Annotated in this window: 23 protein-coding genes and 1 pseudogene; 13 read left to right on the top strand and 11 right to left on the bottom strand. The window is 71.6% G+C overall.

Features of this window, described 5'->3' with window-relative positions; all coding sequences use genetic code 11:
* Positions 1 to 8 precede the first annotated feature (8 nt).
* Complete coding sequence (locus HZS56_RS17820) at positions 9 to 695, bottom strand: siderophore-interacting protein (protein WP_216721690.1); 687 nt, start codon at positions 693 to 695, stop codon at positions 9 to 11.
* A 222-nt stretch (positions 696 to 917) separates the two neighbouring features.
* The gene (locus HZS56_RS17825; protein ID WP_216721691.1) at positions 918 to 1,307 is read right to left on the bottom strand and encodes a hypothetical protein; all 390 of its coding nucleotides are present in this window, start codon (positions 1,305 to 1,307) and stop codon (positions 918 to 920) included.
* Positions 1,308 to 1,526: 219 nt separating this feature from the next.
* Here HZS56_RS17825 and HZS56_RS17830 point away from each other — a divergent pair.
* The 7 genes and pseudogenes from HZS56_RS17830 to HZS56_RS17860 form a co-directional block, all read left to right on the top strand.
* Positions 1,527 to 2,022 (top strand): annotated as a pseudogene (locus HZS56_RS17830) (GntR family transcriptional regulator); the annotation flags it as partial.
* A 130-nt stretch (positions 2,023 to 2,152) separates the two neighbouring features.
* Positions 2,153 to 2,680: a hypothetical protein gene (locus HZS56_RS17835; RefSeq protein ID WP_216721692.1), complete on the top strand. Its 528-nt coding sequence runs from the start codon at positions 2,153 to 2,155 to the stop codon at positions 2,678 to 2,680.
* A 302-nt stretch (positions 2,681 to 2,982) separates the two neighbouring features.
* Positions 2,983 to 3,261: a hypothetical protein gene (locus HZS56_RS17840; protein WP_216721693.1), complete on the top strand. Its 279-nt coding sequence runs from the start codon at positions 2,983 to 2,985 to the stop codon at positions 3,259 to 3,261.
* Positions 3,262 to 3,311: 50 nt separating this feature from the next.
* A complete protein-coding gene (locus HZS56_RS17845; RefSeq protein ID WP_216721694.1) occupies positions 3,312 to 3,902 on the top strand; it encodes a TetR/AcrR family transcriptional regulator in 591 nt (196 codons plus the stop codon).
* A gap of 48 nt (positions 3,903 to 3,950) precedes the next feature.
* Complete coding sequence (locus HZS56_RS17850; protein ID WP_216721695.1) at positions 3,951 to 4,994, top strand: NADP-dependent oxidoreductase; 1,044 nt, start codon at positions 3,951 to 3,953, stop codon at positions 4,992 to 4,994.
* Complete coding sequence (locus tag HZS56_RS17855) at positions 4,991 to 5,518, top strand: DinB family protein (protein ID WP_216721696.1); 528 nt, start codon at positions 4,991 to 4,993, stop codon at positions 5,516 to 5,518. Before HZS56_RS17850 ends, HZS56_RS17855 begins: the two co-directional genes overlap by 4 nt.
* On the top strand, positions 5,515 to 6,480 hold the full coding sequence (locus tag HZS56_RS17860; RefSeq protein WP_216721697.1) for a phosphotransferase family protein: 966 nt from the start codon (positions 5,515 to 5,517) through the stop codon (positions 6,478 to 6,480). Before HZS56_RS17855 ends, HZS56_RS17860 begins: the two co-directional genes overlap by 4 nt.
* A 118-nt stretch (positions 6,481 to 6,598) precedes the next feature.
* Here HZS56_RS17860 and HZS56_RS17865 read toward each other — a convergent pair whose 3' ends face one another.
* From HZS56_RS17865 to HZS56_RS17875, 3 genes are all read right to left on the bottom strand, one after another.
* Positions 6,599 to 6,904: a hypothetical protein gene (locus HZS56_RS17865; protein WP_216721698.1), complete on the bottom strand. Its 306-nt coding sequence runs from the start codon at positions 6,902 to 6,904 to the stop codon at positions 6,599 to 6,601.
* A gap of 327 nt (positions 6,905 to 7,231) precedes the next feature.
* On the bottom strand, positions 7,232 to 9,238 hold the full coding sequence (locus tag HZS56_RS17870) for a CocE/NonD family hydrolase (protein ID WP_216721699.1): 2,007 nt from the start codon (positions 9,236 to 9,238) through the stop codon (positions 7,232 to 7,234).
* Positions 9,239 to 9,340: 102 nt separating this feature from the next.
* Positions 9,341 to 10,849 (bottom strand): peptide MFS transporter, encoded by a 1,509-nt coding sequence (locus HZS56_RS17875; protein WP_216721700.1) that lies wholly within the window; start codon positions 10,847 to 10,849, stop codon positions 9,341 to 9,343.
* Positions 10,850 to 11,295: 446 nt separating this feature from the next.
* Here HZS56_RS17875 and HZS56_RS17880 point away from each other — a divergent pair, with 446 nt between their 5' ends.
* Complete coding sequence (locus HZS56_RS17880) at positions 11,296 to 11,676, top strand: VOC family protein (protein WP_216721701.1); 381 nt, start codon at positions 11,296 to 11,298, stop codon at positions 11,674 to 11,676.
* A 20-nt stretch (positions 11,677 to 11,696) separates the two neighbouring features.
* On the opposite strand, the gene HZS56_RS17885 is transcribed toward HZS56_RS17880, so the two are convergent.
* From HZS56_RS17885 to phoU, 5 genes are all read right to left on the bottom strand, one after another.
* Positions 11,697 to 12,566: an AraC family transcriptional regulator gene (locus HZS56_RS17885; protein WP_216721702.1), complete on the bottom strand. Its 870-nt coding sequence runs from the start codon at positions 12,564 to 12,566 to the stop codon at positions 11,697 to 11,699.
* A gap of 82 nt (positions 12,567 to 12,648) precedes the next feature.
* Positions 12,649 to 13,911, bottom strand: coding sequence for a lanthionine synthetase LanC family protein (locus HZS56_RS17890; protein WP_216721703.1), 1,263 nt, complete (start codon positions 13,909 to 13,911; stop codon positions 12,649 to 12,651).
* Positions 13,912 to 13,960: 49 nt separating this feature from the next.
* Positions 13,961 to 14,317: an SCO4225 family membrane protein gene (locus tag HZS56_RS17895; protein WP_216721704.1), complete on the bottom strand. Its 357-nt coding sequence runs from the start codon at positions 14,315 to 14,317 to the stop codon at positions 13,961 to 13,963.
* Positions 14,318 to 14,496: 179 nt separating this feature from the next.
* Complete coding sequence (locus tag HZS56_RS17900) at positions 14,497 to 14,652, bottom strand: hypothetical protein (RefSeq protein ID WP_164711395.1); 156 nt, start codon at positions 14,650 to 14,652, stop codon at positions 14,497 to 14,499.
* Positions 14,653 to 14,785: 133 nt separating this feature from the next.
* Entirely contained in the window at positions 14,786 to 15,475 is a 690-nt protein-coding gene (gene phoU / locus HZS56_RS17905; RefSeq protein ID WP_216721705.1) for a phosphate signaling complex protein PhoU, read from the bottom strand.
* Between the two features lie 236 nt (positions 15,476 to 15,711).
* Between phoU and phoR the strand changes: the two genes are divergently transcribed.
* Together phoR and phoP are read left to right on the top strand one after the other, a co-directional pair.
* Entirely contained in the window at positions 15,712 to 17,127 is a 1,416-nt protein-coding gene (phoR, locus tag HZS56_RS17910; protein ID WP_216721706.1) for a two-component system sensor histidine kinase PhoR, read from the top strand.
* A gap of 5 nt (positions 17,128 to 17,132) precedes the next feature.
* The gene (gene phoP, locus HZS56_RS17915) at positions 17,133 to 17,804 is read left to right on the top strand and encodes a two-component system response regulator PhoP (RefSeq protein ID WP_466747773.1); all 672 of its coding nucleotides are present in this window, start codon (positions 17,133 to 17,135) and stop codon (positions 17,802 to 17,804) included.
* An 83-nt stretch (positions 17,805 to 17,887) separates the two neighbouring features.
* Here phoP and HZS56_RS17920 read toward each other — a convergent pair whose 3' ends face one another.
* Entirely contained in the window at positions 17,888 to 18,634 is a 747-nt protein-coding gene (locus tag HZS56_RS17920) for a copper chaperone PCu(A)C domain-containing protein (RefSeq protein ID WP_216721707.1), read from the bottom strand.
* A gap of 679 nt (positions 18,635 to 19,313) precedes the next feature.
* On the opposite strand from HZS56_RS17920, the gene HZS56_RS17925 reads away from it, so the two are divergent.
* The 3 genes from HZS56_RS17925 (at position 19,314) to ispF (ending at position 21,485) form a co-directional block, all read left to right on the top strand.
* Complete coding sequence (locus HZS56_RS17925) at positions 19,314 to 19,796, top strand: CarD family transcriptional regulator (RefSeq protein WP_003953493.1); 483 nt, start codon at positions 19,314 to 19,316, stop codon at positions 19,794 to 19,796.
* Positions 19,797 to 20,200: 404 nt separating this feature from the next.
* Positions 20,201 to 20,989 (top strand): 2-C-methyl-D-erythritol 4-phosphate cytidylyltransferase, encoded by a 789-nt coding sequence (gene ispD, locus HZS56_RS17930; RefSeq protein ID WP_374201179.1) that lies wholly within the window; start codon positions 20,201 to 20,203, stop codon positions 20,987 to 20,989.
* Positions 20,979 to 21,485 carry a 2-C-methyl-D-erythritol 2,4-cyclodiphosphate synthase gene (ispF, locus tag HZS56_RS17935; RefSeq protein WP_216721708.1) on the top strand — a complete coding sequence of 169 codons (507 nt, stop codon included), beginning with the start codon at positions 20,979 to 20,981 and terminating at the stop codon, positions 21,483 to 21,485. The genes ispD and ispF overlap by 11 nt, the downstream gene beginning before the upstream one ends.
* The last annotated feature ends 3 nt before the right edge of the window (positions 21,486 to 21,488 follow it).

A 21,488-nucleotide genomic window follows, 5' to 3' on the forward strand; every position in this document is an offset into this window, starting at 1 on the left:
TCCGCGCGTCAGTCCATGCCCTTCCTGCCCGGTGTCCAGAACGGCTTGGTCAGAACCGCACGCCGGTCCCACCCCGCTTCCTGGACGAGCACCCGCCGTACTGCTTGCACCTCCCGTGCCTCCCCGGCGACATACGCGATCCCGCCAGGTTCGGGGGCGAGGCGTCGTACCGCGTCCGGCAGTGACGTCTCGCCCCGGAGCACCCAGTCGAGCCGGTCGCCGCCCGCCAGGGGCAGCCGGTCCGCGGCTGTCGCCGTCTCGACGCACCCGGAGACGACGGCCTCCCCGGGCAGTGCCGCGAGCATCGCACCGAACGCGACCGAGGCCGTCTCCTCGCCGACGAAGAGGTGGCGGGCGGCGTCGGGACGCAGCGTGAAGGTGCCCTCGGGCCGTCGCAGTCGCACCTGGTCGCCCGGTGCGACGGTGCGGCCCCATTGGGCGCCCGGTCCGCCCGCCGCGTGGTCCAGTACGCACAACTCGAGGCCGCCGGACGGGTCGTAGCGCCAGATCGAGTACGTACGGAGGGTGAGTCCGCCGACCAGGACCCGCACCTGCTGGCCTGGCAGGACCTCCAGACCGGCCAGTTGTTCGTCCTCGATGCGCAGCCGACGCATCCGGGCGGTGATCTGCTCCGCCTCGGTGACGGTGCCACGTACGGTCAGAAGTTCGAGGACGGGGTCCAGGAGGGCAGGCATGAAGGGCTCCTCAACGGGGGCGAGTTGTCGTACTCAGCGAGAGGCTGAACGCGATAGTACGCGTCTGTGGGGGATCGCGACAGTACGCGATGGTCACCTGGGGCGGCGACCACGGCGTCTTCGCCTCACAGGAGTCGGACACCGTCGCACTGCTCGCCCGGCTCGCCCGGATATGAGCCGCCCGGCTCGTCAATGCGCGGCCCGTCCCGTCCGCGTGGGCGGTCAGGCGTCGGGGGCGATCTCGGGGTGCGTGAACCGCACGGGCTTGTCCAGCGACCGGGCGTAGGCGATTTCGGCTCGGGTGCTGTCTCCGACGTAGTCGCCGACGACGAGCACCTCGTCGGCGAGCCGGATCTTCGCCCGGTGCAGGTCGCCGAGTCGAGCCTTCAGCGCCTCGGCCTCGACGGGATCGGACCAGAGTTCGTGCGGCGACTTCATGTCGAAACCCGGCTTGACGACAATCTTCCCGGCCCTGGTCTCCCGCAGGTCGGCCTCGGTCATCTCGGTCATGAAGCGGGTGGAGCCGCAGATCACGACAATATGCGGGAGGCCCAACTGCCTCTTCGCGTCGGCGAGTTTTTCCTCAGGAGTGAGCGGTTGCGTGGACGACACCTGGGTCCTTCTTGTGGTGAGGGCCAAGGGGGGGGCCTGCCGAGACGAGAACGAGGGTGCCTGGATCGTCTTGCGGCGAACGACGCGGACGCCCTCGCGACGCACCCTATGCTGGCGGCGCTGCAACAACAGGCGGCTGTGCCCGGCTCCATCAGGGTTCCGACCAGGCACGCGCCATCCTGAAGGAGACCACTGTCCCTGGGAGAGGAGGCCCACCCGATGGCCACCAACACCGGAGACGACCGTCGGCCCAAGTACCAGCGGATTGCGGACACGCTGCGAGAGGCGATCCGGGCGGGTGAGTATGGTCCCGGTGACCGGCTCCCGGGAGAGAACGACCTGATGAACGTGCACGGTGTGGCCCGCACGACGGCTCGCCAAGCCCTGGGTGTTCTGAGGGACGAAGGGGTCGCCGAAGCCCGCAAGGGCGCCGGCGTGTTCGTCCGGGAGTTCCGCCCCTCCGGCGCCGGGGCATTCAGCGCCTGGCCCAACAGCAGTGGGGCAACGGCCGGTCCATCTGGTCGGCCGACGCCGAGGACCGCTCACTCGGGGTGGACCAGATCACTGTGTCCGAGGAAGCCGCGCCCGACGTGTCGGTGCGGTGCTGGACCTGGCCGACGACGAGACGGTGTGCGTGAGGCGTCGGCGCTTCGTCCTGGACGGCAAGCCCGTTCTGCTCGCGACGAGTTACCTGCCCACCGCTCTGGTCGCGGGGTGGGATCGAGGAGCGGCTGAGGCATGACGTCCCGGGGCGAGTTCGCGCGGCCGGGACCGGTCCCGGCCGTGGTGCGCGAGTGTGGTTGCGTCACCAACAGCCGTTGGTCCTGAGCCACGGAGGGGAGCCCATGCTTCGGAGGCTTTGCAAGCGGCACCCCGGCGTCCTCCCCCTGCTCTTCGCCCCCGGCGCGGTACTGCTGCTGGCGGGGTGCGGGAGCGGCGAGACGGATGAAGCCGTCGCCGACCGGCCGAGTGCGGCCCGGACGTCGGCGGGCGCGACCGCGCAGTCACCGGGGCCGGACGCCGTGCCCGCCGGCAGCCCGAGTGCCTCGTCCCCCGACGCCGGTGCCGACCTTCCTGTGGACCCCGGCCCCGATCCCGGTACGGGCGGGGGCGATGTCGTCGACGAGGCGTTTCGTGCTGCTCGTAGCGTCGCTCTTCAGAGCGGGCTGCGGTATATCGATCCGGCGCTGGGCGAGCCCGAGAGCCTGGCCGCGGCTGACGCCAAGGCCGATGCCCAGTGCGCCGACCTCCAGCGCAACGTCGCCAACCCGGACCGGCTCGCCGCGCAGCGGTTCAGTGTCGGGAACCACAAGGTGACCGAGGCCGACGGCAAGCGGATCAACACGTTGTTGCGCAACAGCTACTGCGGTTGATGGGCCGTCGCCTGGTGGCAGGTGCTACGCACGTCCGACGGGACGGGTCCCGTCCGGAGTGGGGTCCCATGGCGTCCATGATGCGTAGGACTTCTTCGACCGCCGTTGCTGCCGCCGGGGTCGCTGCTGTGTTCGCCCTTCTCGTTTCGTGTTCCTCGGACTCTTCGGGCGGGGCGCCCGCCGAGAGCCGGCCCGGCGGGTCCGGTGCCGAGCCGTCGGTGTCCGGCCCCGCGGAGACGGACCCGCCGTCGCCCTCGCCGACCGGGCCGTGTGCCGACGGAACGTGTGAGGTCGAGGTCGCCGTGGGGGACGTACTGGTCGTGCCGGAGGCGTACGGCCTCGGGCCGATCGAGGTGACGGCGATCAGTGGCGATGAGGTCGAGATGGTCGCCCCGCTCACGAGGTCGGGCTTCAGCGTCGCGGGTTGTTCCGGGGGCGGCGGTACGTCGTCCAACGGCGGCGGTGGCGTCACGATGAAGTGTGGCGAGGGACCTGCCGCGACCATCAATGACGCCATGAGCCTGAAGATTGCCGAGATCCGCAAGGGCGCCGCCGTCCTCCGTATCGGGTCTGCCGGGTAGGCACCTGAAATACGGTTCCGTATTTGGATACGGGTCGGTATCTTGAGTGGGTGACGAAGCGACTCACCCGCGTCGAGCGGCGGGAACAGACGCGTGCCGGCCTGGTCGAGGCCGCGATCGGGCTCTTCGCGAGCCATGGGGTGTCGGGTGTGTCGGTCGAGGCGATCGCCGAGGGGGCGGGGTACAGCCGCGGGGCCTACCACAGCAACTTCTCGGGGCGTGATCAGCTGCTCGACGCCGTCGTCCAGGTCGTGGTGAGCGACCTGGGCGCGGAGTTGCGGCAGCGGACGGACGGAGAGGAGCGCGCGATCGCGAAGCTCTCCGAGTACATCCGTACCTTCGCGGCCTACTGCGCGCGCGAGCCGGACCGGACCCGGGCCCTCGTCGCGGTCGTCTCGCACCGGACGACGACCGGCGGCCCGGACTACGACTCGATGGTGGACGAGTCGCTCGGGGACCTGATCGCCATCTTCGAGCAGGGGCAGGATGCGGGCGAGATGCGTCGCTTCGATCGGGTGGTGATGGCGCGGCTGCTGCGCCGCGCACTCGACGGCGAAGCCGTGCGTATCGCCGCCGAGGGTCCCGAGGGCGCCGTCGCCGACGAGCTCGTCGCGAACTTCGTGCATGCCACCCGTGCTTGAACCGGACCGAATGTGCACGCCCCTGACAGCTGAGAAGGAAGGGAGCCCATGGTGCCGACGACGCACAACCGTCGTCTCGTTCTGCGCCAACGCCCGGCCGGGCGGATCACTCCGGACACGTTCGGGGTGGAGACGGCGCCGGTCGGACCGCTGGCCGACGGCGAGGCGCTGGTTGAGGTTGCCTGGCTCGGGATCGACGCCACCCAGCGGACCTGGCTCAACCCGGCCTCCACCTACATCGACTCCGTCGGCGTCGGAGAGGTCATGCGCGGTGCGGGTGTCGGCCGCGTGGTCGCCACCCGTGACCCGGGGCTGGCCGAGGGGCAGTGGGTCTACGGCACGCTCGGCTGGCAGGAGTACGCCGTGGCCCGTGGCGAAGGGCTCTTCGGCGTCAATCCGGTGCCGCCCGGTGTCGATCCCCGGCACATGCTCAGCGTGTTCGGGGTCAGTGGGTTGACCGCGTACATCGGGATCGAGCGGGTGCTGCGGGTGACCGAGGGCGACGTCGTCCTCGTCACTGCCGCGGCCGGCAGTGTGGGGTCCCTGGCGGGACAGATCGCCAGGCTGCGCGGTGCGCGGGTGATCGGCACCGCCGGCACCGCGAGCAAGGTGGACTGGGTGCGGGACGTCGCCGGTTTTGACTGCGTCGACCGCCACGACGACGTGGGTGAGGCGCTCGGTGCCTTCGCGCCCGACGGTGTGACCGCGGTCTTCGACAACGTCGGCGGCCCGCTGCTGGAGACCGCACTCGACCACCTCGCGCTCCACGGACGGATCGCGCTCTGCGGCTCGGTCTCGTCCGGGTACACCGCGTCCGGCTACGGGCGCGGTCCGGCCAACTACATGCAACTCGCCTTCAAGCGGGCGCGGATGGAAGGCTTCATCTTCCTCGACCATGTGGCCGGCTTCCCGGCCGCGTTCGGTGAGCTGGCGGGCTGGGCCGGTTCCGGCCGACTGCGGTGGGCTGAGGACGTCGTCGACGGTCTCGACTCGGCCCCGGCGGCGCTGCAGGGACTCTTCGACGGAACAAACCTCGGGAAACGCCTGGTGCGTGTCCGTGCCGGTGAAGAGTGTGAGGAGGCCGCCCTATGAGTGCCGAGCGCCGGCTTCTCCAGCGGCAGTTGGGCATTGCCTGGGCGCTCATGGACCACCACCTCGAGCGACTGGGCGACGACGATCTGCACTGGGCACCGGCAGACCATCACTGGGCGGTCCGCCGGGTGGGGGACTTGTGGGTTCCCGACTTCGCCGACGTGGAGCCGACTCCCGTCCCGGTGCCCACGGCGGCGTGGGTGACCTGGCACGTCGGCTGGTGGTGGAGTACCGCGCTCGCCCACCTGACCGGTGCGCGCGTGCCGGCGCGGGAGGACGCGCACTGGCCGGGCGACGCCGCCTCGACGACGGACTGGCTCCGGTCCCTGCACAGCGAGTGGAGCAGAGCGCTCGCCGGCGCCGACACCATGGACGATGCTTCCGCATATCCGTGGCCCGTCGAGGCCGGCTTCACCATGGGCGACATGTGTGCCTGGGTCAACGTCGAACTCGCCAAGAACGCCGCCGAGCTGGGACAGTTGTTGATGATACGGGCGGCCGCGGGCGACGAGGGCCGCCCATGAGCACGTACGGGGAGGCCGTGGTCGTCCCGCCGCTTGCACTGGCCTGGGTCCGTCGGCAGCTGGATGTCGGGGAGCGGATCGTGGGAAGCGACGTGCTGCACGGCGGGATCACCGCCGAGATGCGGGGACTGACCGTCCGTACCCGCGACGGAGGCACGCGTCGCCTGGTGCTGAGGTCCTTCGTCGAGCCCTCCCACGTGGAGCACGCCGAGGACGCGCTGAACAGGGAGGCCGACGCCCTGACCGGGCTGGCGGCGACCGACGTGCCGGCACCTGGACTGGTCGCGGTCGATCCGACCGCCGCGCACTGCGAGTATCCGTCGCTCCTGATGACGCACCTGCCGGGCCGGACCGTCCTCACCGATGCGGGGCTGGAGAACCGTGTACGCCGGCTGGCCCGCCAACTCGTGGCCATCCACGCCGTGCGGCCCGCCGTGCGGCCGCCGGAGTTCACGGCGTTGACGACCGCCGGCACGGTCGTCACTCCGCAGTGTGCCGACGCGGCGGTGTGGGCTGCGGCGATCGACGTGATCCGGAGGCCGAGGCCGTCCTACGAGGGGCGGTTCCTGCACCGGGACTTCCAGCCCGGCAACGTGCTGTCCGACGTGGCGTCCGCAGACCCGGCAAGGGCTCGCATCACGGGAGTTGTCGACTGGGCGTCGGTCTCCTGGGGGCCGGCCGATCTCGACGTGGCGCACTGTTCGGCCGTCCTCGCGCAGTTGCACGGACCGGCGTGGGGGCTGCGGTTCTCCCGGGCGTACGAGGAGGCCGGCGGGGTGTTGGCCGCGACGGAGAGCGAGCGGCTGTACTGGCGGGTGCGGGACGCGCTGGCGTGCTCGGAAGAGGTGTCGCAGGTGGTGCGGCCGTGGCGGGAGGCAGGACGGATTGAGCTGACGGCGCGTGTGGTGGAAGAGCGGCTGGATGCCTATGTCGTGGCTCTGATGGGCGGCGCGTTGCGTTGACGGCCTGCACCACAGGCAGGACGCCCGGCCGACGGACACCGGCCGAGCGTTCTGCGTGATCCCCTGACCTGGACCGGGCGGTCAGCCGACGGTCACCGGGATCCGTGCCGAGGAGTTCTCAGCATCCCCGCGTGGAGATCCCGTCCTTGGTGGAAGCCTGAGCGGGAGTGCTGTTCACAATCTGCTTACAGCTGTCCTCGACGACCATGAGCCACCAGCCGCCCTTGCCGTTCTCGTCGCAGAAGGCGTTCTTGTACCTCTGGGCCGCCGAGTTGCAGGCCGACCAGCTCCCGTAGGTGCCGGCGACGTACCCGCCGCCGCGGGGGGACGGGTCGGCCTGAGCGGCCTGAGCGGACTGAGTGGTGATGCCGGCGAAGGCCAGAAGGCCGACGGCGGCGACTGCTGCGCGCTGGAACTTGCGCATGTCTTCCCCTCTTCACGTTCATTGGTGCGGTCGTGCGTGCACGCCCGGACGGCGTGCGGGTCCGGTTGTCACTGGGTGCGGGTGGACCGGCCGGTCCGTGCTCGGCCGGTGCCGTGACCGGCCGAGTCGAAGCGCTTCCCCGCACTCCAAGATTTTTTCGGACATCTGGACACCATCACGCGTTCGGATGACGCTTCAAGGGCTCAGAATTCTCTGTTACGGGACTATCACAGTCCGGGGACCGGGCCGGATTGCCGGTTCTGCCCGGCCTCTGCCCCCTCATGCTCCCTGCAGTGGTGTCGGTGATCGGTTGACGGATGCGGCGGGTCAGCCGGCCGTGCGCGGGATGCGCCGCTCCCAGGTGCGGTGGAAGAGGACCTCCTCGCCCTCCGTGCACGTGACCTCGTTCGAGGTGATGAAGTGCGTTGCGTCGCAGGTGATTTCGGAGCGGGTGCGGACCCGGGTGTCCCAGCCGAGGTCCGGGCGGTGGAGGCGGACGGCCCAGTCCGAGCGGGTGCGGGCCGAGAGGGGGTCCGACTCCTGGATCGTGTACGTCTCCAGCGCGTCCTCGGTGAACTCCAGGCCGTCGGGGTACACGCGCGTGCCGCCGTAGCGCGGGTCGACGTCCAGGCGCCAGGTGCCCTTGGCGACGTCGCGGGTCAACAGGCGCTCGGGGCGCGGGGATTCGGCCGGGCCGGCGGGGGTGCGGACGTCGAGGGGCGGGGACTGCTCCGGGGCGGCGAAGGTGATGCCCCGGCCGTCCTCGGCCGACTGCGGGGTGCGGACGGGGAGTTCCAGGGTGCTGCCCGCCGGGTCCAGGGTGAATCCGGCCTCCGAGCCCGGCTGGGGCCAGATCCACGGCCAGTACGCCGAGGAGACGGCGAGGCGGATGCGGTGGCCGGGCGGGAAGGTGTGGCCGATGCCGTTGAGGTCGAAGACGACGTCCTCGGTGGCGCCGGGGGGCCAGGCCTCCGCCCTGTCGCGGCCGTGGCGGGCGGAGAGGTTGAGGACGCCTCGGGTGACCAGGGTCGACGAGCCGTCCGGGGCCACGTCGCAGAGGCGGGCGACGACCTGGCCGCGGGGCGCCTGCGAGTTGATCCGCAGCCGTACCCGGGGGCGGCCGAGGATCCAGGTCTCCGCGTCCACGTCGAAGTCGAAGCAGACCGAGCGGGCGTCCTCCTCCCGCTGGTCCGGCGGCAGATCGGCGTCGTTGCCGAAGGGGAAGAAGCGGCCGGCGTCGAGGCCGGTGTGCTGCGGCGAGCGGACCGGGACCGGACGGCCCTGGAGGGCGAGGGGGGTAGCGGTGACGTGGGGGGAGGGCCAGGACGGCTCGCCCACCCAGCGGCCGGGGAGGGCGTCGTAGACCGTGGCCGGAGGGTGGGAGTCGCTGATGTAGGCGCGGAGGGCGGGGTCGTGCTGGACGCCGGTGTCCTCGCCCTTGAGCCAGTGGTCCCACCAGCGCAGGGTCTCCTGGAGAAAGCCGATCGCCGGACCCGGGGGGAGACCGCGGTCCGGGTACTGGTGGGACCAGGGGCCGATCAGGCCGCGGACGCGGTCGGCGGGCAGGTTCTCCAGGAGGCGGAACACCGTGTCGCGGTAGGGGTCGTGCCAGCCGCCCACCGCGAGGACCGCCGCGTCGATCCTGTCGTAGTCCTCGCAGGCGCTGCCGTGGCGCCAGTAGGCGTCGCGCGTCTGGTGGTCCAGCCAGGTGTGGATGAAGGGGTCCAGCTGCTCCAGGCGGTCGCGCCACATCTCCCGCCAGCCCTCGCCGGCGTACCGGGGGTCCGGCGGGCGGGAGGCGAAGGCGAGCATCGTCGACGCCCAGGCGTGCATGTCGACGGCGAGGACGGAGCCGCCCATGTAGTGGACGTCGTTGTCGTAGCGGTCGTCGGTGGAGCAGACGGTGACGATCGCCTTGAGCGGCTCGGGGGCGAGGGCGGCGATCTGGAGGGAGTTGAAGCCGCCCCAGGAGATGCCGAACATGCCGACCCGGCCGTTGCACCAGGGCTGCCGCGCCAGCCACTCGATCACCGCGACGCCGTCGGCCAGCTCCGCCGCCGAGTACTCGTCGCCCGGAGCGCCCTCGCTGTTGCCGTGGCCGCGCACGTCCACGCGCACGGAGGCGTAGCCGTGGCCCGCGTAGTAGGGGTGGCGCTGGGCGTCGCGGGGGGCGGTCCAGTCGGTCACCCGGTACGGGAGGTATTCGAGGAGGGCGGGTACGGGGGCGTCGGTCACCGGGCGCCATACGCGGGCGTAGAGGCGGGTGCCGTCGGGGAGGGGGATGCGGACGTCTTCGCAGGTGGTGGGGTGGGGGAAGGCGGTGCGGATGTGCATGAGGGGTTTCCAGAGACGTGAGGGGGTTCTTCCGGGACAAACGGGAGGGGGTCTCCCGGAGAAACGTGCGGGGGTTCTTCCGGGAGAGGGCTCCCGGGAGCCTCAGTGGACGGGGTGCATGGTGCGGCGCAGGTACGGGGCGGCGGCCATCACCGCGAGGCCCGCGGCCACCGCGATCGCGCCGTTCACGCCGAAGTAGGCGGGCTGGGAGACGTGGTCGTAGAGCTTGACGGTCTGGGCCTGGATGCCGTTGGCGAGGGCCAGCGACAGGAACCACAGGGACATGGTCTGGCTGGAGAACGCGGTCGGCGCCAGCTTGGTGGTGGCCGACATGCCGGAGGTCTCCAGCACGATGTCGCCGAGGCCCAGGAGGAGGTACGAGCCGACGATCCACCAGGCCGACATCAGGTGCCCGCCGGAGGTGTCCCCGGAGGTCGGCAGGACCATCAGGAGGAAGGAGAGGCCGCCCAGGACGACGCCGATCGCGATCTTGTTGGAGGCGTGCGGCTGCCTGCGGCCCATGCGCACCCACAGGGCGGCGACCACGGGCGCGAGCGCCACCTCGAAGGCGCCGAGGGCCGAGGCGTACCAGCTGGCGGGGAAGTCGAAGCCGAGGATCGTCGTCTCGGCGTTCGTCGAGGCCAGCAGCATCATCGTCGAGTACGCCTGGAACAGGATGTAGTTGAAGACGGTGGAGGCCAGGAAGATCACCACGTACGGCTTCAGCCTGCCGCGTTCCTCCGACGTGACCCGCGGGCTGGCGAACATCACCGCGAAGTACGCCACGGGGGCGAGGACCGATATCAGGGTGAGCAGGTCGACGAAGCGGCTCATGGTGAGCCACCCGGCGAGTGCGAGCACCGTGGCGACGAGGGCCACGGCGACGACCCCGGCGGCGATCCGGCGGACCGCGCGGCGCATGGCGTCCGGCGCGAGCGCGAACTCGGCCGCGTGCCGGCGTCCGGCGAGGTGGCGGCGGCCCAGCACGTACTGGGCGAGGCCGAGCGTCATGCCGATCGCGGCCGCCGAGAAGCCCCAGTGCCAGCCCTGGTGGTCGCTGAGCCAGCCGGTGACCAGCGGGCCCGCGAAGGCGCCGATGTTGATCGCCATGTAGTAGACGGCGAACCCGGCGTCCCGGCGCTCGTCGTCGGTGCGGTAGAGCTTGCCGACCATGGTGGCCGCGTTGGGCTTGAGCAGGCCGGTGCCCGCGCTGATCAGGCCGAGGCCGACCCAGGTCATGGCGCCGGTCGGGACGGCCATCGCGTAGTGGCCGCAGGCGATCAGGATGCCGCCCCACAGCACCGCGCGGTACGAGCCGAGGATGCGGTCGGCGAGCCAGCCGCCGGCGACGGAGACCAGGTAGACCAGGGTGCCGTAGGCGGCGGAGACCGACGCGGCGGTGCCGGCCTCCATGCCCAGGCCGCCGTTGGCGACCGTGTCCGCGAAGTACAGGACGAGGATCGCCTGCATGCCGAGGAACGAGAACCGCTCCCACACCTCCAGTCCGGAGAGGGTGAGCAGGCCTCGGGGCTGGCCGAAGAAGGCGGCGTCGTCCTTGGAGGAGGGGGGCGGGCCGTCGGGCTGTGCGTTCTTCACGTCGGTTTGGGACACTTGGCGATGCTTTCCAGCCAGTCGGCGAATAACCTGTTTAACCGAGTGATCCGCCCCACGTCCGTTGGGGTCCGCCCCGGGTTCGTCGGGGGCCGGCCGACGTCCGTCGGGGTCTGGCCTGGGTCCGTCGGGGTCTGGCCTGGGTCCGTCGGGGTCCGGCCCGGGTCCGTCGGGGGGGGCGTCCCGCGTCCGTCAAGGGGTCCGTCCTGCGCCCGTCAAGGGGTCCGTCCTGCGCCCGTCGGGGGTCCGCCCCGCGTCCGTCGGGGGTCCGCCCCGCGTCCGTCGGGGGTCCGTCCCGCGTCCGCCGGAGCCCCTCTCCGGTCCGGCCCCGGCCCGGTTCCGGCTTTCGAAAACCTGTCGCGTCCGCCCGTCCCGCCGGGTACGGTCACCAGCGCGTTCCGGGCGGGCGTCCCTGATCCGCCCCACGAGGAGAGCAGGTTCCGTCCATGGCATGTCGTATCAGTGAGCTCGTGCTCGGCTGCCGCGACCCCGAGGTGCTGGCGCGATTCTGGTGCGAGGTGCTCGACTTCGTCGTGCTCGACCGCGAGGGGAACGAGTTCTTCGAGATCGGCCCGCGTGAGGGGTTCGGCGGACCGCAGCCGACGATCATCCTCAGCCGCCGGGACGAGCCCGAGCCCGGCAAGACCCGGCTGCACATCGACGTCAACCCCACCGACCGAGATCAGGACGCCGAGCTCGAACGCCTCCTGGCGCTCGGGGCGCGCCCGGCCGACATCGGCCAGACCGGCGAGGAGCAGTGGCATGTCCTCGCCGATCCCGAGGGCAATGAGTTCTGCCTGCTCAAGGCCCGCCTCAACCCCGTCTGACCGGACCCGGTCGAACCGGCCTACGCCGGTTCGACCGGCAGCCAGAGCTCGCTCGTCGCCGTCGTGAAGTCCTCCGCGCGGTCCAGGATCGCCACGACCGACGGGCCCGGACGCAGCCGCCACGGGTTGGACGGGAACCACTCGGCGGCAGTGGCCGCCCAGGTCGTCTGCAGGGTCTCCGGGTAGGCGCCGGAGCTGCGGAAAACCGCCCACGTGCCGGCCGGTACCTCGATGGCGTCGAGGTCGTCGGGGACCGGGGTGGCCGCGGAGACGGCGACGCCGTGCAGGTACGTCAGCTCGCTGCCCTCCGAGTTGTCGGGGGCCAGGTCGTCGCAGACGGCGAGCAGGCCCGCCGGGTCGGTGTCGCCGAGGGCTTTCAGGCGGGCGTGCGCTTCCCGGGGGAGCGCGGCGATGTGCTCCTCGATGTGCGGGTTGACGCCCTCGTGGATGAGCGGCACGCGGGTCGCGTGTCCGACCAGGCGGAAGGCGGGGCGGTCGGCGAAGCGGGTGTCCATCGGGGTACTCCCTTCAACGGTCAGGCGGAACCTGAGCTGCGGCTGTGTCTGAAGGGGGCCTCCGTCGCGGCGTACGTCACGCGGGGTGGCGCCGTGCACCGCCCGGAACGCGCGTCCGAACGCCTCCGTCGAGCCGTATCCGTACCGGACGGAGATGCTCAGCAGGTCGCCGCCGCCGCGTACGACGTCGGCGGCGGCGACGGTCATGCGGCGCCTGCGGACGTACTCCGACAGCGGCATGCCCGCCAGCGACGAGAACATCCGGCGCAGGTGGTACTCGGTCGTGCCGAGCCCCGCCGCCAGCGCGGGTACGTCGAGCTCCTCGCCGAGATGCTCCTCGACCAGGTCGACCAGCTGGTTCAGTGCCGGGATCATGAGACCTCCCTTTCGCTCTCCACCGTGGCAGGGGGCGGGTCGACGGCACCCGATCGCTGCGGTCCGGTTCGGTCGGATGCGGTCAGGCGGACACCGGGGGCTGGTCGGGCCACATGAACGCGTACCGCGGGTCGCCTCCCCGGGCCACGCGCACGAAGCGGAGCAGCTCGCGGACGATGCCCGCGCTGCCCATCGCCCAGCCGGTCTGCGGCTCCAGGTCGCCCGGGGTGGCACGGTGGTCGAAGTTGGACCAGCGGGCGCCGTCGGCGTCCCGGACGGCGCGGGCGGTGAGGTCCGTGACGAGGACGTCGGCGAAGCCGAACGGGTCGTCGCGCTCGGCGATCCGGTCGCAGGCCAGGGCGAGGACGCCCGCGGTGCCGCAGCAGCGGCCGTTGTTGTCCCAGAAGCCGGGGCGCAGCCGCCGCGGCAGACCGGACTGGGTGACCGTGTGCCAGCAGCGGTCGGCGAGGGCGGCCCAGACGGGGTCGGACGTGATGTCCCGCAGGGCCCTGAAGACCTGGGCGTCGCCGGCCGGGCCGTGGCACCAGCCGTAGCTGACGGGGTCGATCAGGTCGGGGAGGAACTGGGGGGTGGAGTGCCTGACCAGGAAACCGCCGGGGCCCGCCTCGTCCCGGGCCGCCACGCCCCGTACGGCGGTCAGCCCCAGGTCGAGCAGGTCCGTACGGCCGGTGGCCGCGCCGACCCGGGCGAGGGCCAGGGCGATGCCGAGCGTGCCGTGCGAGAGGTGGTGCATGCGGGCGTCGGTGTCCGGGCGGTGGGCCCACTGGACGCCGCCGTCCCCGGTCTGCTCCGCCGTGTGCAGGTACGGCTCCAGGGCGAGGACGGCCAGGTCGTGGTCGCCGGCCAGGAGGGCACCGAGGCCGATGCCCGCGTTGCCGCCCATCAACTCGAAGAGCAGGCCCCAGCGGGCTCCGTCGAAGCGGGACCGGACGAGGGCGAGGGCGCGGTCGGCGGCGGCTCCGGCGGCCGTGTCGCCGAGTTCGGCGTGGACGGTCCGCAGCACCAGGGCCAGGCCGGTGCGGCCGAAGTAGAGGGAGTCGTCGTCGATGTCGTCGACCCGGTCCGCCAGGCTCCGGGCCGCGCGGAGTGCGGCGTCGGCGCAGGAGTCGTCGCCGAAGTGGCGCCAGGCCTCCAGGAGCACGGGGACGGTGCCGGCCGTGCCGCTGTACAGCATGGGCTCGGGGGCGTCGTCCGACGGTCTGACCGGCCAGCCGAGGCCGCCCCCGGGGGTTTCGCGCGCGGTGCCGAGCAGCCACCGCAGCCCGTCCAGCGCTATGTCCTCGACCTCGTCGACCGCCACGTGCGTGGCCCCGGGTGCCGTCATGGGGCCACCCTCGCATCCGCGCTCCGGGCGGCCCGGAGGGGGCTCGGCCTCAGCCGGCCGCGGTCAGCCGCTCCCCGCGCTGCCCCCGGCGGCCGCGCAGGGACTGCCACACGGCTCCCAGCGCCAGGGACTGGACGAGGGCCGACAGGGCGATGCCGCCGACGAAGAACCACGTCGGGGCGTCGCCGCCCCAGCCCGCCTCACCGAGCCACGCCACGAACCCGAAGGTCGGGAAGGTGAACAGGGCCGGCCAGACCCAGGCGAGAGACGCGTCCGGGCCGGTCGCGAAGAGGGGTTGCGCCACGGCGATCACCATCGCGCCGCCGACCAGGGCGAGGTAGGCCGCCGAGACGCGGTTGGCGACGGTCAGGCGGGTGAGGGTGCGTATCCGGCTGCTGGTCTTCATGAGGTCTCGGTCTCCCCGTGGAGCATCGTCTTCGTCCGGCTTCCTGGTTCCGGTTGCCTGTCTCCAGGGTCGGACGGGGGCCGGTCCGGGGCCTGAGTACTCGTACTCACACCGAACGACGCCGTACCCAGCAGGGGCGCCGTGCGGGCGCGGGCCGCGCTACCGCTGTCGCTACTGCGTCAGCCGCACTGGCAGGGGCTGCCCGACTGGCAGCCGCAGCCGCAGCCGGAACCGCAGCCGCACGCGGCGATCAGCGGGAGGCTGCGGATCTCGACGGGCTGCTCGGTGGGGCGTTCCTGTGCGGGGTCGGGCTTCGTGCTGGGGGAATCGGCCATGGTTCCTCCTGGAAGCTGGTGCCTGCGTCCATTGCACGCCCCGGGCGGACGTCGCATCAACGGCGCATTGGGGCGAACGCGCGCCCCCGACCCGACCCGACCCGACCCGACCCGCTCCGCGCCGGCCAGGGGCTCAGGCGCCCTCGGCCTGCGTCGCCGGCTGGATGTCCGGCTGGAGCTCGTCCGCGTGCTCCCCGGTGACCAGGTAGACGACCCGCTTGGCGACCGCGACGGCGTGGTCGGCGTACCGCTCGTAGTAGCGGCCCAGGAGGGTCACGTCGACGGCCGTCTCGATGCCGTGCTTCCAGCGGTCGTCCATCAGGTGCTGGAAGAGGGTGCGGTGCAGGAGGTCCATCGCGTCGTCGTCCTGCTCCAGCTGGAGCGCGAGGTCGACGTCCTTGGTGATGATCACCTCGGCGGCCTTGGCCATCAGGCGCTGCGCGAGCTGGCCCATCTCCAGGATGGTCGCGTGCAGGTCGTGCGGCACCGCGCGCTCCGGGTAGCGCAGCCGGGCCAGCTTGGCCACGTGCTGGGCCAGGTCGCCCGAGCGCTCCAGGTCGGCCGACATCCGCAGCGAGGTGACGACGATGCGCAGGTCCGTCGCCACCGGCTGCTGCCGGGCCAGCAGGGTTATCGCCCGTGCCTCCAGCTCGTGCTGGAGCTCGTCGACCTTCTGGTCGGCCTCGATGACGGCCTCGGCCAGCTTCAGGTCGGAGTCCAGGATCGCGGTCGTGGCGCGTCCGATGGCCGACCCGACCAGCCGGGCCATCTCCACCAGACCGTCACCGATCGAGTCCAGTTCCTCGTGGTACGCGTCCCGCATCAGGGTTCCCTCTCGTACGTCCGTTTAGGGGGCTCACAGACGTGCGTCGCACTGGCGCCGCACCGGCTCGCACCCCTCGCCGTGCCCCCACGCTTACACGTTCCGGCCTGTACGCGTCCGTTTCCGGCACCCGAAATGAACCGTCCCTGGCTCCAAGGTGAACTCTGGGCGACGAGTGTTCGAGGTCGCACCCGGATGGCTGGGGCGGGGCTGTTCGCCGTGCCTAACCTGGAGGCATGGACGTGAACGCGGCGGTCGCCGCAGTGGCAGCGATCGCCGGAGTGCTCACCGGCGTCATCGCCATGCTGGCGTTCCGCTGGAGCGAGCGCGACCAGAAGCGGCCCACGCGGACCTCCCTGCACACCGACCCCGTACTCCCGCCCGGCGTGGACACGGTCCTGTCGGTGCTCAGGTCCTCCGCGGTCGTACTCGACGAGGCCGACGCCGTGGTCAAGGCCAGCTCGGCGGCGTACGCCCTCGGCCTGGTCAGGGGCGGCAAGCTCGCCGTGGACCCGATGCTGCAGATGGCCCGTGACACCCGCAGGGACGGGGAGATACGACAGGTCGAACTGGACCTGCCGCGCCGCGGGAACGGGCGGGGGGAGGCCCTCGCCGTCTCCGCGCGCGTCGCGCCGCTCGGGTCGCGGCTGGTGCTGCTGCTGGTCGAGGACCTCACCGAGGCCCGCCGCATCGAGGCCGTGCGCCGCGACTTCGTCGCCAACGTGAGCCACGAGCTGAAGACGCCGGTGGGCGCGCTCTCGCTGCTCTCCGAGGCCGTCATGGACGCCGCGGACGATCCGGAGGCCGTGGAGCGGTTCGCCGGGCGGATGCAGATCGAGGCGACCCGGCTGACCAACCTGGTCCAGGAGCTGATCGACCTCTCCCGCGTCCAGAACGACGACCCCCTCGACGACGCCGAGCCCGTCCGGGTGGACGAGCTGGTCGCCGAGGCGATCGACCGCTGCCGGCACGCGGCCGGCACCAAGCAGATCACCATGGCCGCCGGCGGCACCGCGGACCTGCACGTACGCGGCAACCGCGGCCAGCTCGCCGCCGCCCTCGGCAACCTCGTGGAGAACGCCGTCAACTACTCGCCGGCCCGCACCCGCGTTGGCATAGCCGCCCGCCGCGTCGCCGCCACCGGGGGCGACCTGATCGAGATCGCCGTGACCGACCAGGGCATCGGCATCTCGGAGAAGGACAAGGAACGCGTCTTCGAGCGCTTCTACCGCGTCGACCCGGCCCGCTCCCGGGCCACCGGGGGCACCGGTCTCGGTCTCGCGATCGTCAAGCACGTGGTCGCCTCGCACGGCGGGGAGGTCACGGTGTGGAGCGCCGAAGGCCAGGGCTCCACGTTCACCCTGCGGCTGCCGGAGTCGGGCCTCGCCCGCGACCGCGCGCGGCAGCGTCCCGACCGCACCGGACTCGGCGACGAGGCCGAGCGGTCCGACTCATCCCCTCATGCATCGGATGCATCGGATGCATCGGATTCACCGGGTGCGTCAGGTGCGTCAGGTGCATCTGATGTATCCCGTACATCGCATGCGTCTGATGTGTCCGGTGCCTCCCACGCATCCCGCACGTTCCACACATCCCATACATCCCATACATCCCCGTACGAAACGCTTCCCGCCCCGGAGGTCCTTCCGTGACCCGTGTGCTCGTCGTCGAGGACGAGGAGTCCTTCTCCGACGTCCTGTCGTACATGCTCCGCAAGGAGGGCTTCGAGGTCGCCGTGGCGACCACGGGCCCCGACGGACTCGACGAGTTCGAGCGCAATGGCGCCGACCTCGTGCTCCTCGACCTGATGCTGCCCGGCCTGCCGGGCACCGAGGTCTGCCGCCAGCTGCGCGGCCGTTCGAACGTCCCCGTGATCATGGTGACCGCCAAGGACAGCGAGATCGACAAGGTTGTCGGGCTGGAGATAGGGGCCGACGACTACGTCACCAAGCCCTTCTCCTCCCGTGAGCTGGTCGCCCGCATCCGTGCCGTACTGCGCCGCCGCGGCGAGCCGGAGGAGGTTGCTCCGGCCGCCCTGGAGGCCGGGCCCGTCCGCATGGACGTCGACCGGCACGTGGTGACGGTCGGCGGCACCAAGGTCGACCTGCCGCTCAAGGAGTTCGACCTGCTGGAGATGCTGCTGCGCAACGCGGGCCGCGTGCTGACCCGCATGCAGCTGATCGACCGGGTCTGGGGCGCCGACTACGTCGGTGACACCAAGACCCTCGACGTCCACGTCAAGCGGCTGCGCGCGAAGATCGAGCCCGACCCGGGAGCGCCGCGGTACCTGGTGACCGTACGCGGGCTCGGCTACAAGTTCGAGCCGTAGGCCGGCCGCGCACACGCGCGTACACGAAGGAAGGGCGGGACCTCCGCGTGAGAGGTCCCGCCCTTCCTTCGTTCGTACGGTGCTCAGTGACCGGCTTCGGTTCCGGTTCCGGCCTCGGTGCCGGTCCCGGTGCCGGCGTCCGTGTCCGCCGAGGCGTCGCCGGTGGGGGTCCCGGCGCCGTCCGTGCCGCCCGTGGCCTCCTCGCCGCCGGGGGCCGTCTCGCCGTTCTCCGGGGCGCCGGAGGACTCGCCGCCGGCCGGCTCGCCGGAGGCGTCACCGGAGGGCTCCGCGGACGCGCCGGGCGCCGAGGGGACCTCGCTCGGGCCCCAGCCGGAGAAGTAGCCCTCGGCCGGGACGACGAAGGCGCGCAGGCCGACCTCGCCGGTCTTGCTGAAGGTGAAGGTGATCTTCTGCGCGTTGCCGTCCTGGACGGCCTCGCGGCTGCTGGGCAGGACCGCGGCGGCGTTGTCCTTGCCACCGATGATCAGGGAGCCGCCGGCCGGGACGGTCAGGTCGCCCTGCTCGCCCTTGGCGGGCTTCAGCTCGGCGGACTTGTCGGTGCCGGAGACGGTGATCGACTCCAGGATCTGGTCCGTCCTGCCGCTGTTGAACAGGGTGGCGGAGATGGCGGCCGGGCCGGTCGACTCCAGGTCGGGCTGGGTGATGACGACCGCGTTCTGGATCTCGATGTCGCCGACGGTCGTGGCAGCGTGGTCCGGCTTGATCTCCAGAGACTGGGCGTTGTGACCGGCACCGCACGCGGCGAGCGAGGCGATCGAGAACGCGATGGCGGCGGCGGCGAGGGCACCGCGTCGAAGGCTGCTGCTCACGGCGGCGGCAACTCCTTGGACTCGAGCGGGGTGGCGGCAACGGATAAAGCCGCCCTAAGTGACTGTCAGCGGCCCCAAGGCTACCGAGCCGTTCTCCGGCCGCCGCACCCGACCCTCCCCGAACGGCCCGCGGCTTCGCCCGGCAGGCGGTAGGCCCGGACGGTCCCCTCCGGCTGCCACCCGTACGTCCGGGACGGCTTTGCGGCGCGTACTCGTCCGCCATTCGGATAAGAAGCACTCCGGCATACGGACGTCCATACGGGCGTCCATACGAGCGTCCATACGGGTCGCCGACCGGGCGCGAATTTTCCGTGAAGGAATGCGCGGACGGCCAGGAAATTGATCATCGGACCGGTCGGCGGGGCGTGTCGTGATCAATTCCGGATTCGGCCGGAACCTCGCCCCGGCCACCGAACGGAGTAGCGGAAGTCGCACGCGCGGAACCAGACATTTCGGGATCTTCAGGCCGGTGTGCGGCCCTCCGGGGGTGTGTGACATGCGTGTTTCGCCCGGCCTGAACAGCCGCTCCGACCTGCGAATACTTTCTTCCGTTCGCCCGGCGCAGCACGTTCCTGTTGCTGTTGTCAAGCCCCGAGATATGCCCTGACCTGCGAAAACGCCATTCAGAAGACGTCGAATCCGTGTTACCCTGGATAGCCACGGAAGGGGTACCTGTCACATGACGTTCAAGGTTGGCGACACCGTGGTCTATCCCCATCACGGGGCCGCGCTGATCGAGGCTATCGAAACTCGCCAGATCAAAGGCGTGGACAAGACCTACTTGGTGCTGAAGGTCGCCCAGGGCGACTTGACGGTACGTGTGCCAGCGGACAATGCGGAGTTCGTCGGCGTGCGTGATGTGGTCGGTCAGGACGGACTGGACCGGGTCTTCGAGGTGCTGCGCGCGCCGTACGCCGAGGAGCCCACGAACTGGTCGCGTCGTTACAAGGCAAACCTGGAGAAGCTCGCCTCCGGCGACGTCATCAAGGTCGCGGAAGTCGTGCGCGACCTGTGGCGCCGCGAGCGCGAGCGTGGACTCTCCGCAGGTGAGAAGCGCATGCTCGCCAAGGCCCGCCAGATCCTGGTGAGCGAGCTGGCTCTCGCGGAGAACACCAACGAGGACAAGGCGGAGGCCCTGCTCGACGAGGTGCTCGCCTCCTGACCCGAGGCGAGGCGCAGGCCGCACACCACCCGGACCGGCGCAGCTGAAATGCCGCGGTGCCCGATGACAGCCCTGCTGTTGCCGGGCGCTGCGGCATGTTCGTACCCGCGTGTTCTCAACACCCGGTGCCGTTTCTCAACCCCGTGCCGTGGGGTGTGTCGTGCCTTCCTGGGCGGGTGTCGTGCCCCCGAGGACGCTCGACGCCGGACGTGGTTTCGTGCGTCCGGGTCTCCGGGCGACCATGATCCTCGTACGCTCGTCCCGGGAGGCTTCCCCGGGTCCTGGCGTGCCGGGCCCGGGCTGCAGGCTCGACCAGGGTCACGGAAGGGTCCGGTCAAGGCGTCGCGCCCGGCACGGTGAGGCCATACCCAACTAGGTCGAGTACACAAACCTGACAGGAACCGATGTCTGACGATTCGCGTCCCTCGCCCGCCCGGATGCCGTCGGAGGCCTCCGTCGGCGACCGTACGAAGACCAGGACCGCGGCCGTCGTTCCGGCCGCCGGCCGGGGAGTACGGCTCGGACCGGGCGCTCCGAAAGCCCTGCGCGCTCTGGGCGGCACGCCCATGCTCATCCACGCGGTCCGGGCGATGGCCGCCTCCCGGGGGGTCTCCCTCGTGGTGGTCGTCGCCCCGCCGGACGGTGCGGCCGAGGTCAAGAGCCTCCTGGACGCGCACGCGCTGCCCGAGCGGACGGACTTCCTCGTGGTGCCCGGCGGCGAGTCGCGCCAGGAGTCCGTACGGCTCGGTCTCGAGGCGCTGCCGGCCGAGTACGGGATCGTCCTCGTGCACGACGCGGCCCGGCCGCTGGTGCCGGTGGACACGGTGGACGCCGTGATCGACGCCGTACGGGACGGCGCCCCGGCCGTGGTGCCGGCGCTGCCGCTCGCCGACACGGTGAAGGAGGTGCGGCCCGCCCGGGTGCCGGGTGAGCCGGAGCCGGTGGTGGCGACGCCGGAGCGGGCGCGGCTGCGGGCGGTGCAGACACCGCAGGGCTTCGACCGGGGGACGCTGCTGCGGGCCCACGGGACGGTGACCGAGAACGTCACGGACGACGCGAGCATGGTGGAGCAGCTCGGGCTGCACGTGGTGGTCGTACCGGGGCACGAGGAGGCGTTCAAGGTGACGCGGCCGCTTGACCTGGTCCTGGCGGAGGCCGTGCTGGCGCGCAGGAGGCTGAACGATGGCTTCTGAACCGGACTGGAGCACGGCGGTGCTGCCGCAGGTCGGGATCGGGACGGACATCCACGCCTTCGAGGACGGGCGGGAGCTGTGGTGCGCCGGGCTGAAGTGGGACGGCGAGGGACCCGGGCTGGCCGGGCACTCCGACGCCGACGTGGTCGCGCACGCGGCGTGCAACGCGCTGTTCTCCGCCGCGGGCGTCGGCGACCTCGGGCAGCACTTCGGTACCGGGAGGCCGGAGTGGTCCGGGGCGTCGGGGGTGACGCTGCTGACGGAGGCGGCGCGGATCGTGCGGGCCGCGGGGTTCCGGATCGGGAACGTCGCGGTGCAGGTGGTGGGGGCGCGGCCGAAGATCGGCAAGCGGCGCGAGGAGGCGCAGGAGGTGCTCTCCGCCGCGGTCGGGGCGCCGGTGTCGGTGTCGGGGGCGACGACGGACGGGCTCGGGTTCCCGGGACGGGGGGAGGGGCTGATGGCGGTGGCTACGGCGTTGGTGGTGCGGGTTCCCTAGCCG

Source organism: Streptomyces mayonensis, assembly GCF_018982965.1.
In the GTDB taxonomy this organism is placed as follows: domain Bacteria; phylum Actinomycetota; class Actinomycetes; order Streptomycetales; family Streptomycetaceae; genus Streptomyces; species Streptomyces mayonensis.

Excerpts from the sequence above, each read along its gene's own strand:
- phoU (WP_216721705.1), bottom strand. The coding sequence starts at position 15,475 with ATGCGGGACGCGTACCACGAGGAACTGGACTCGATCGGTGACGGTCTG.
- HZS56_RS17925 (WP_003953493.1), top strand. The coding sequence starts at position 19,314 with ATGACGTTCAAGGTTGGCGACACCGTGGTCTATCCCCATCACGGGGCC.
- HZS56_RS17835 (WP_216721692.1), top strand. The coding sequence starts at position 2,153 with ATGCTTCGGAGGCTTTGCAAGCGGCACCCCGGCGTCCTCCCCCTGCTC.
- HZS56_RS17850 (WP_216721695.1), top strand. The coding sequence starts at position 3,951 with ATGGTGCCGACGACGCACAACCGTCGTCTCGTTCTGCGCCAACGCCCG.
- phoR (WP_216721706.1), top strand. The coding sequence starts at position 15,712 with ATGGACGTGAACGCGGCGGTCGCCGCAGTGGCAGCGATCGCCGGAGTG.
- HZS56_RS17885 (WP_216721702.1), bottom strand. The coding sequence starts at position 12,566 with ATGATCCCGGCACTGAACCAGCTGGTCGACCTGGTCGAGGAGCATCTC.
- HZS56_RS17900 (WP_164711395.1), bottom strand. The coding sequence starts at position 14,652 with ATGGCCGATTCCCCCAGCACGAAGCCCGACCCCGCACAGGAACGCCCC.
- HZS56_RS17870 (WP_216721699.1), bottom strand. The coding sequence starts at position 9,238 with ATGCACATCCGCACCGCCTTCCCCCACCCCACCACCTGCGAAGACGTC.
- HZS56_RS17880 (WP_216721701.1), top strand. The coding sequence starts at position 11,296 with ATGGCATGTCGTATCAGTGAGCTCGTGCTCGGCTGCCGCGACCCCGAG.
- ispD (WP_374201179.1), top strand. The coding sequence starts at position 20,201 with ATGTCTGACGATTCGCGTCCCTCGCCCGCCCGGATGCCGTCGGAGGCC.
- HZS56_RS17860 (WP_216721697.1), top strand. The coding sequence starts at position 5,515 with ATGAGCACGTACGGGGAGGCCGTGGTCGTCCCGCCGCTTGCACTGGCC.
- HZS56_RS17855 (WP_216721696.1), top strand. The coding sequence starts at position 4,991 with ATGAGTGCCGAGCGCCGGCTTCTCCAGCGGCAGTTGGGCATTGCCTGG.
- HZS56_RS17820 (WP_216721690.1), bottom strand. The coding sequence starts at position 695 with ATGCCTGCCCTCCTGGACCCCGTCCTCGAACTTCTGACCGTACGTGGC.
- HZS56_RS17865 (WP_216721698.1), bottom strand. The coding sequence starts at position 6,904 with ATGCGCAAGTTCCAGCGCGCAGCAGTCGCCGCCGTCGGCCTTCTGGCC.
- ispF (WP_216721708.1), top strand. The coding sequence starts at position 20,979 with ATGGCTTCTGAACCGGACTGGAGCACGGCGGTGCTGCCGCAGGTCGGG.
- HZS56_RS17895 (WP_216721704.1), bottom strand. The coding sequence starts at position 14,317 with ATGAAGACCAGCAGCCGGATACGCACCCTCACCCGCCTGACCGTCGCC.
- HZS56_RS17890 (WP_216721703.1), bottom strand. The coding sequence starts at position 13,911 with ATGACGGCACCCGGGGCCACGCACGTGGCGGTCGACGAGGTCGAGGAC.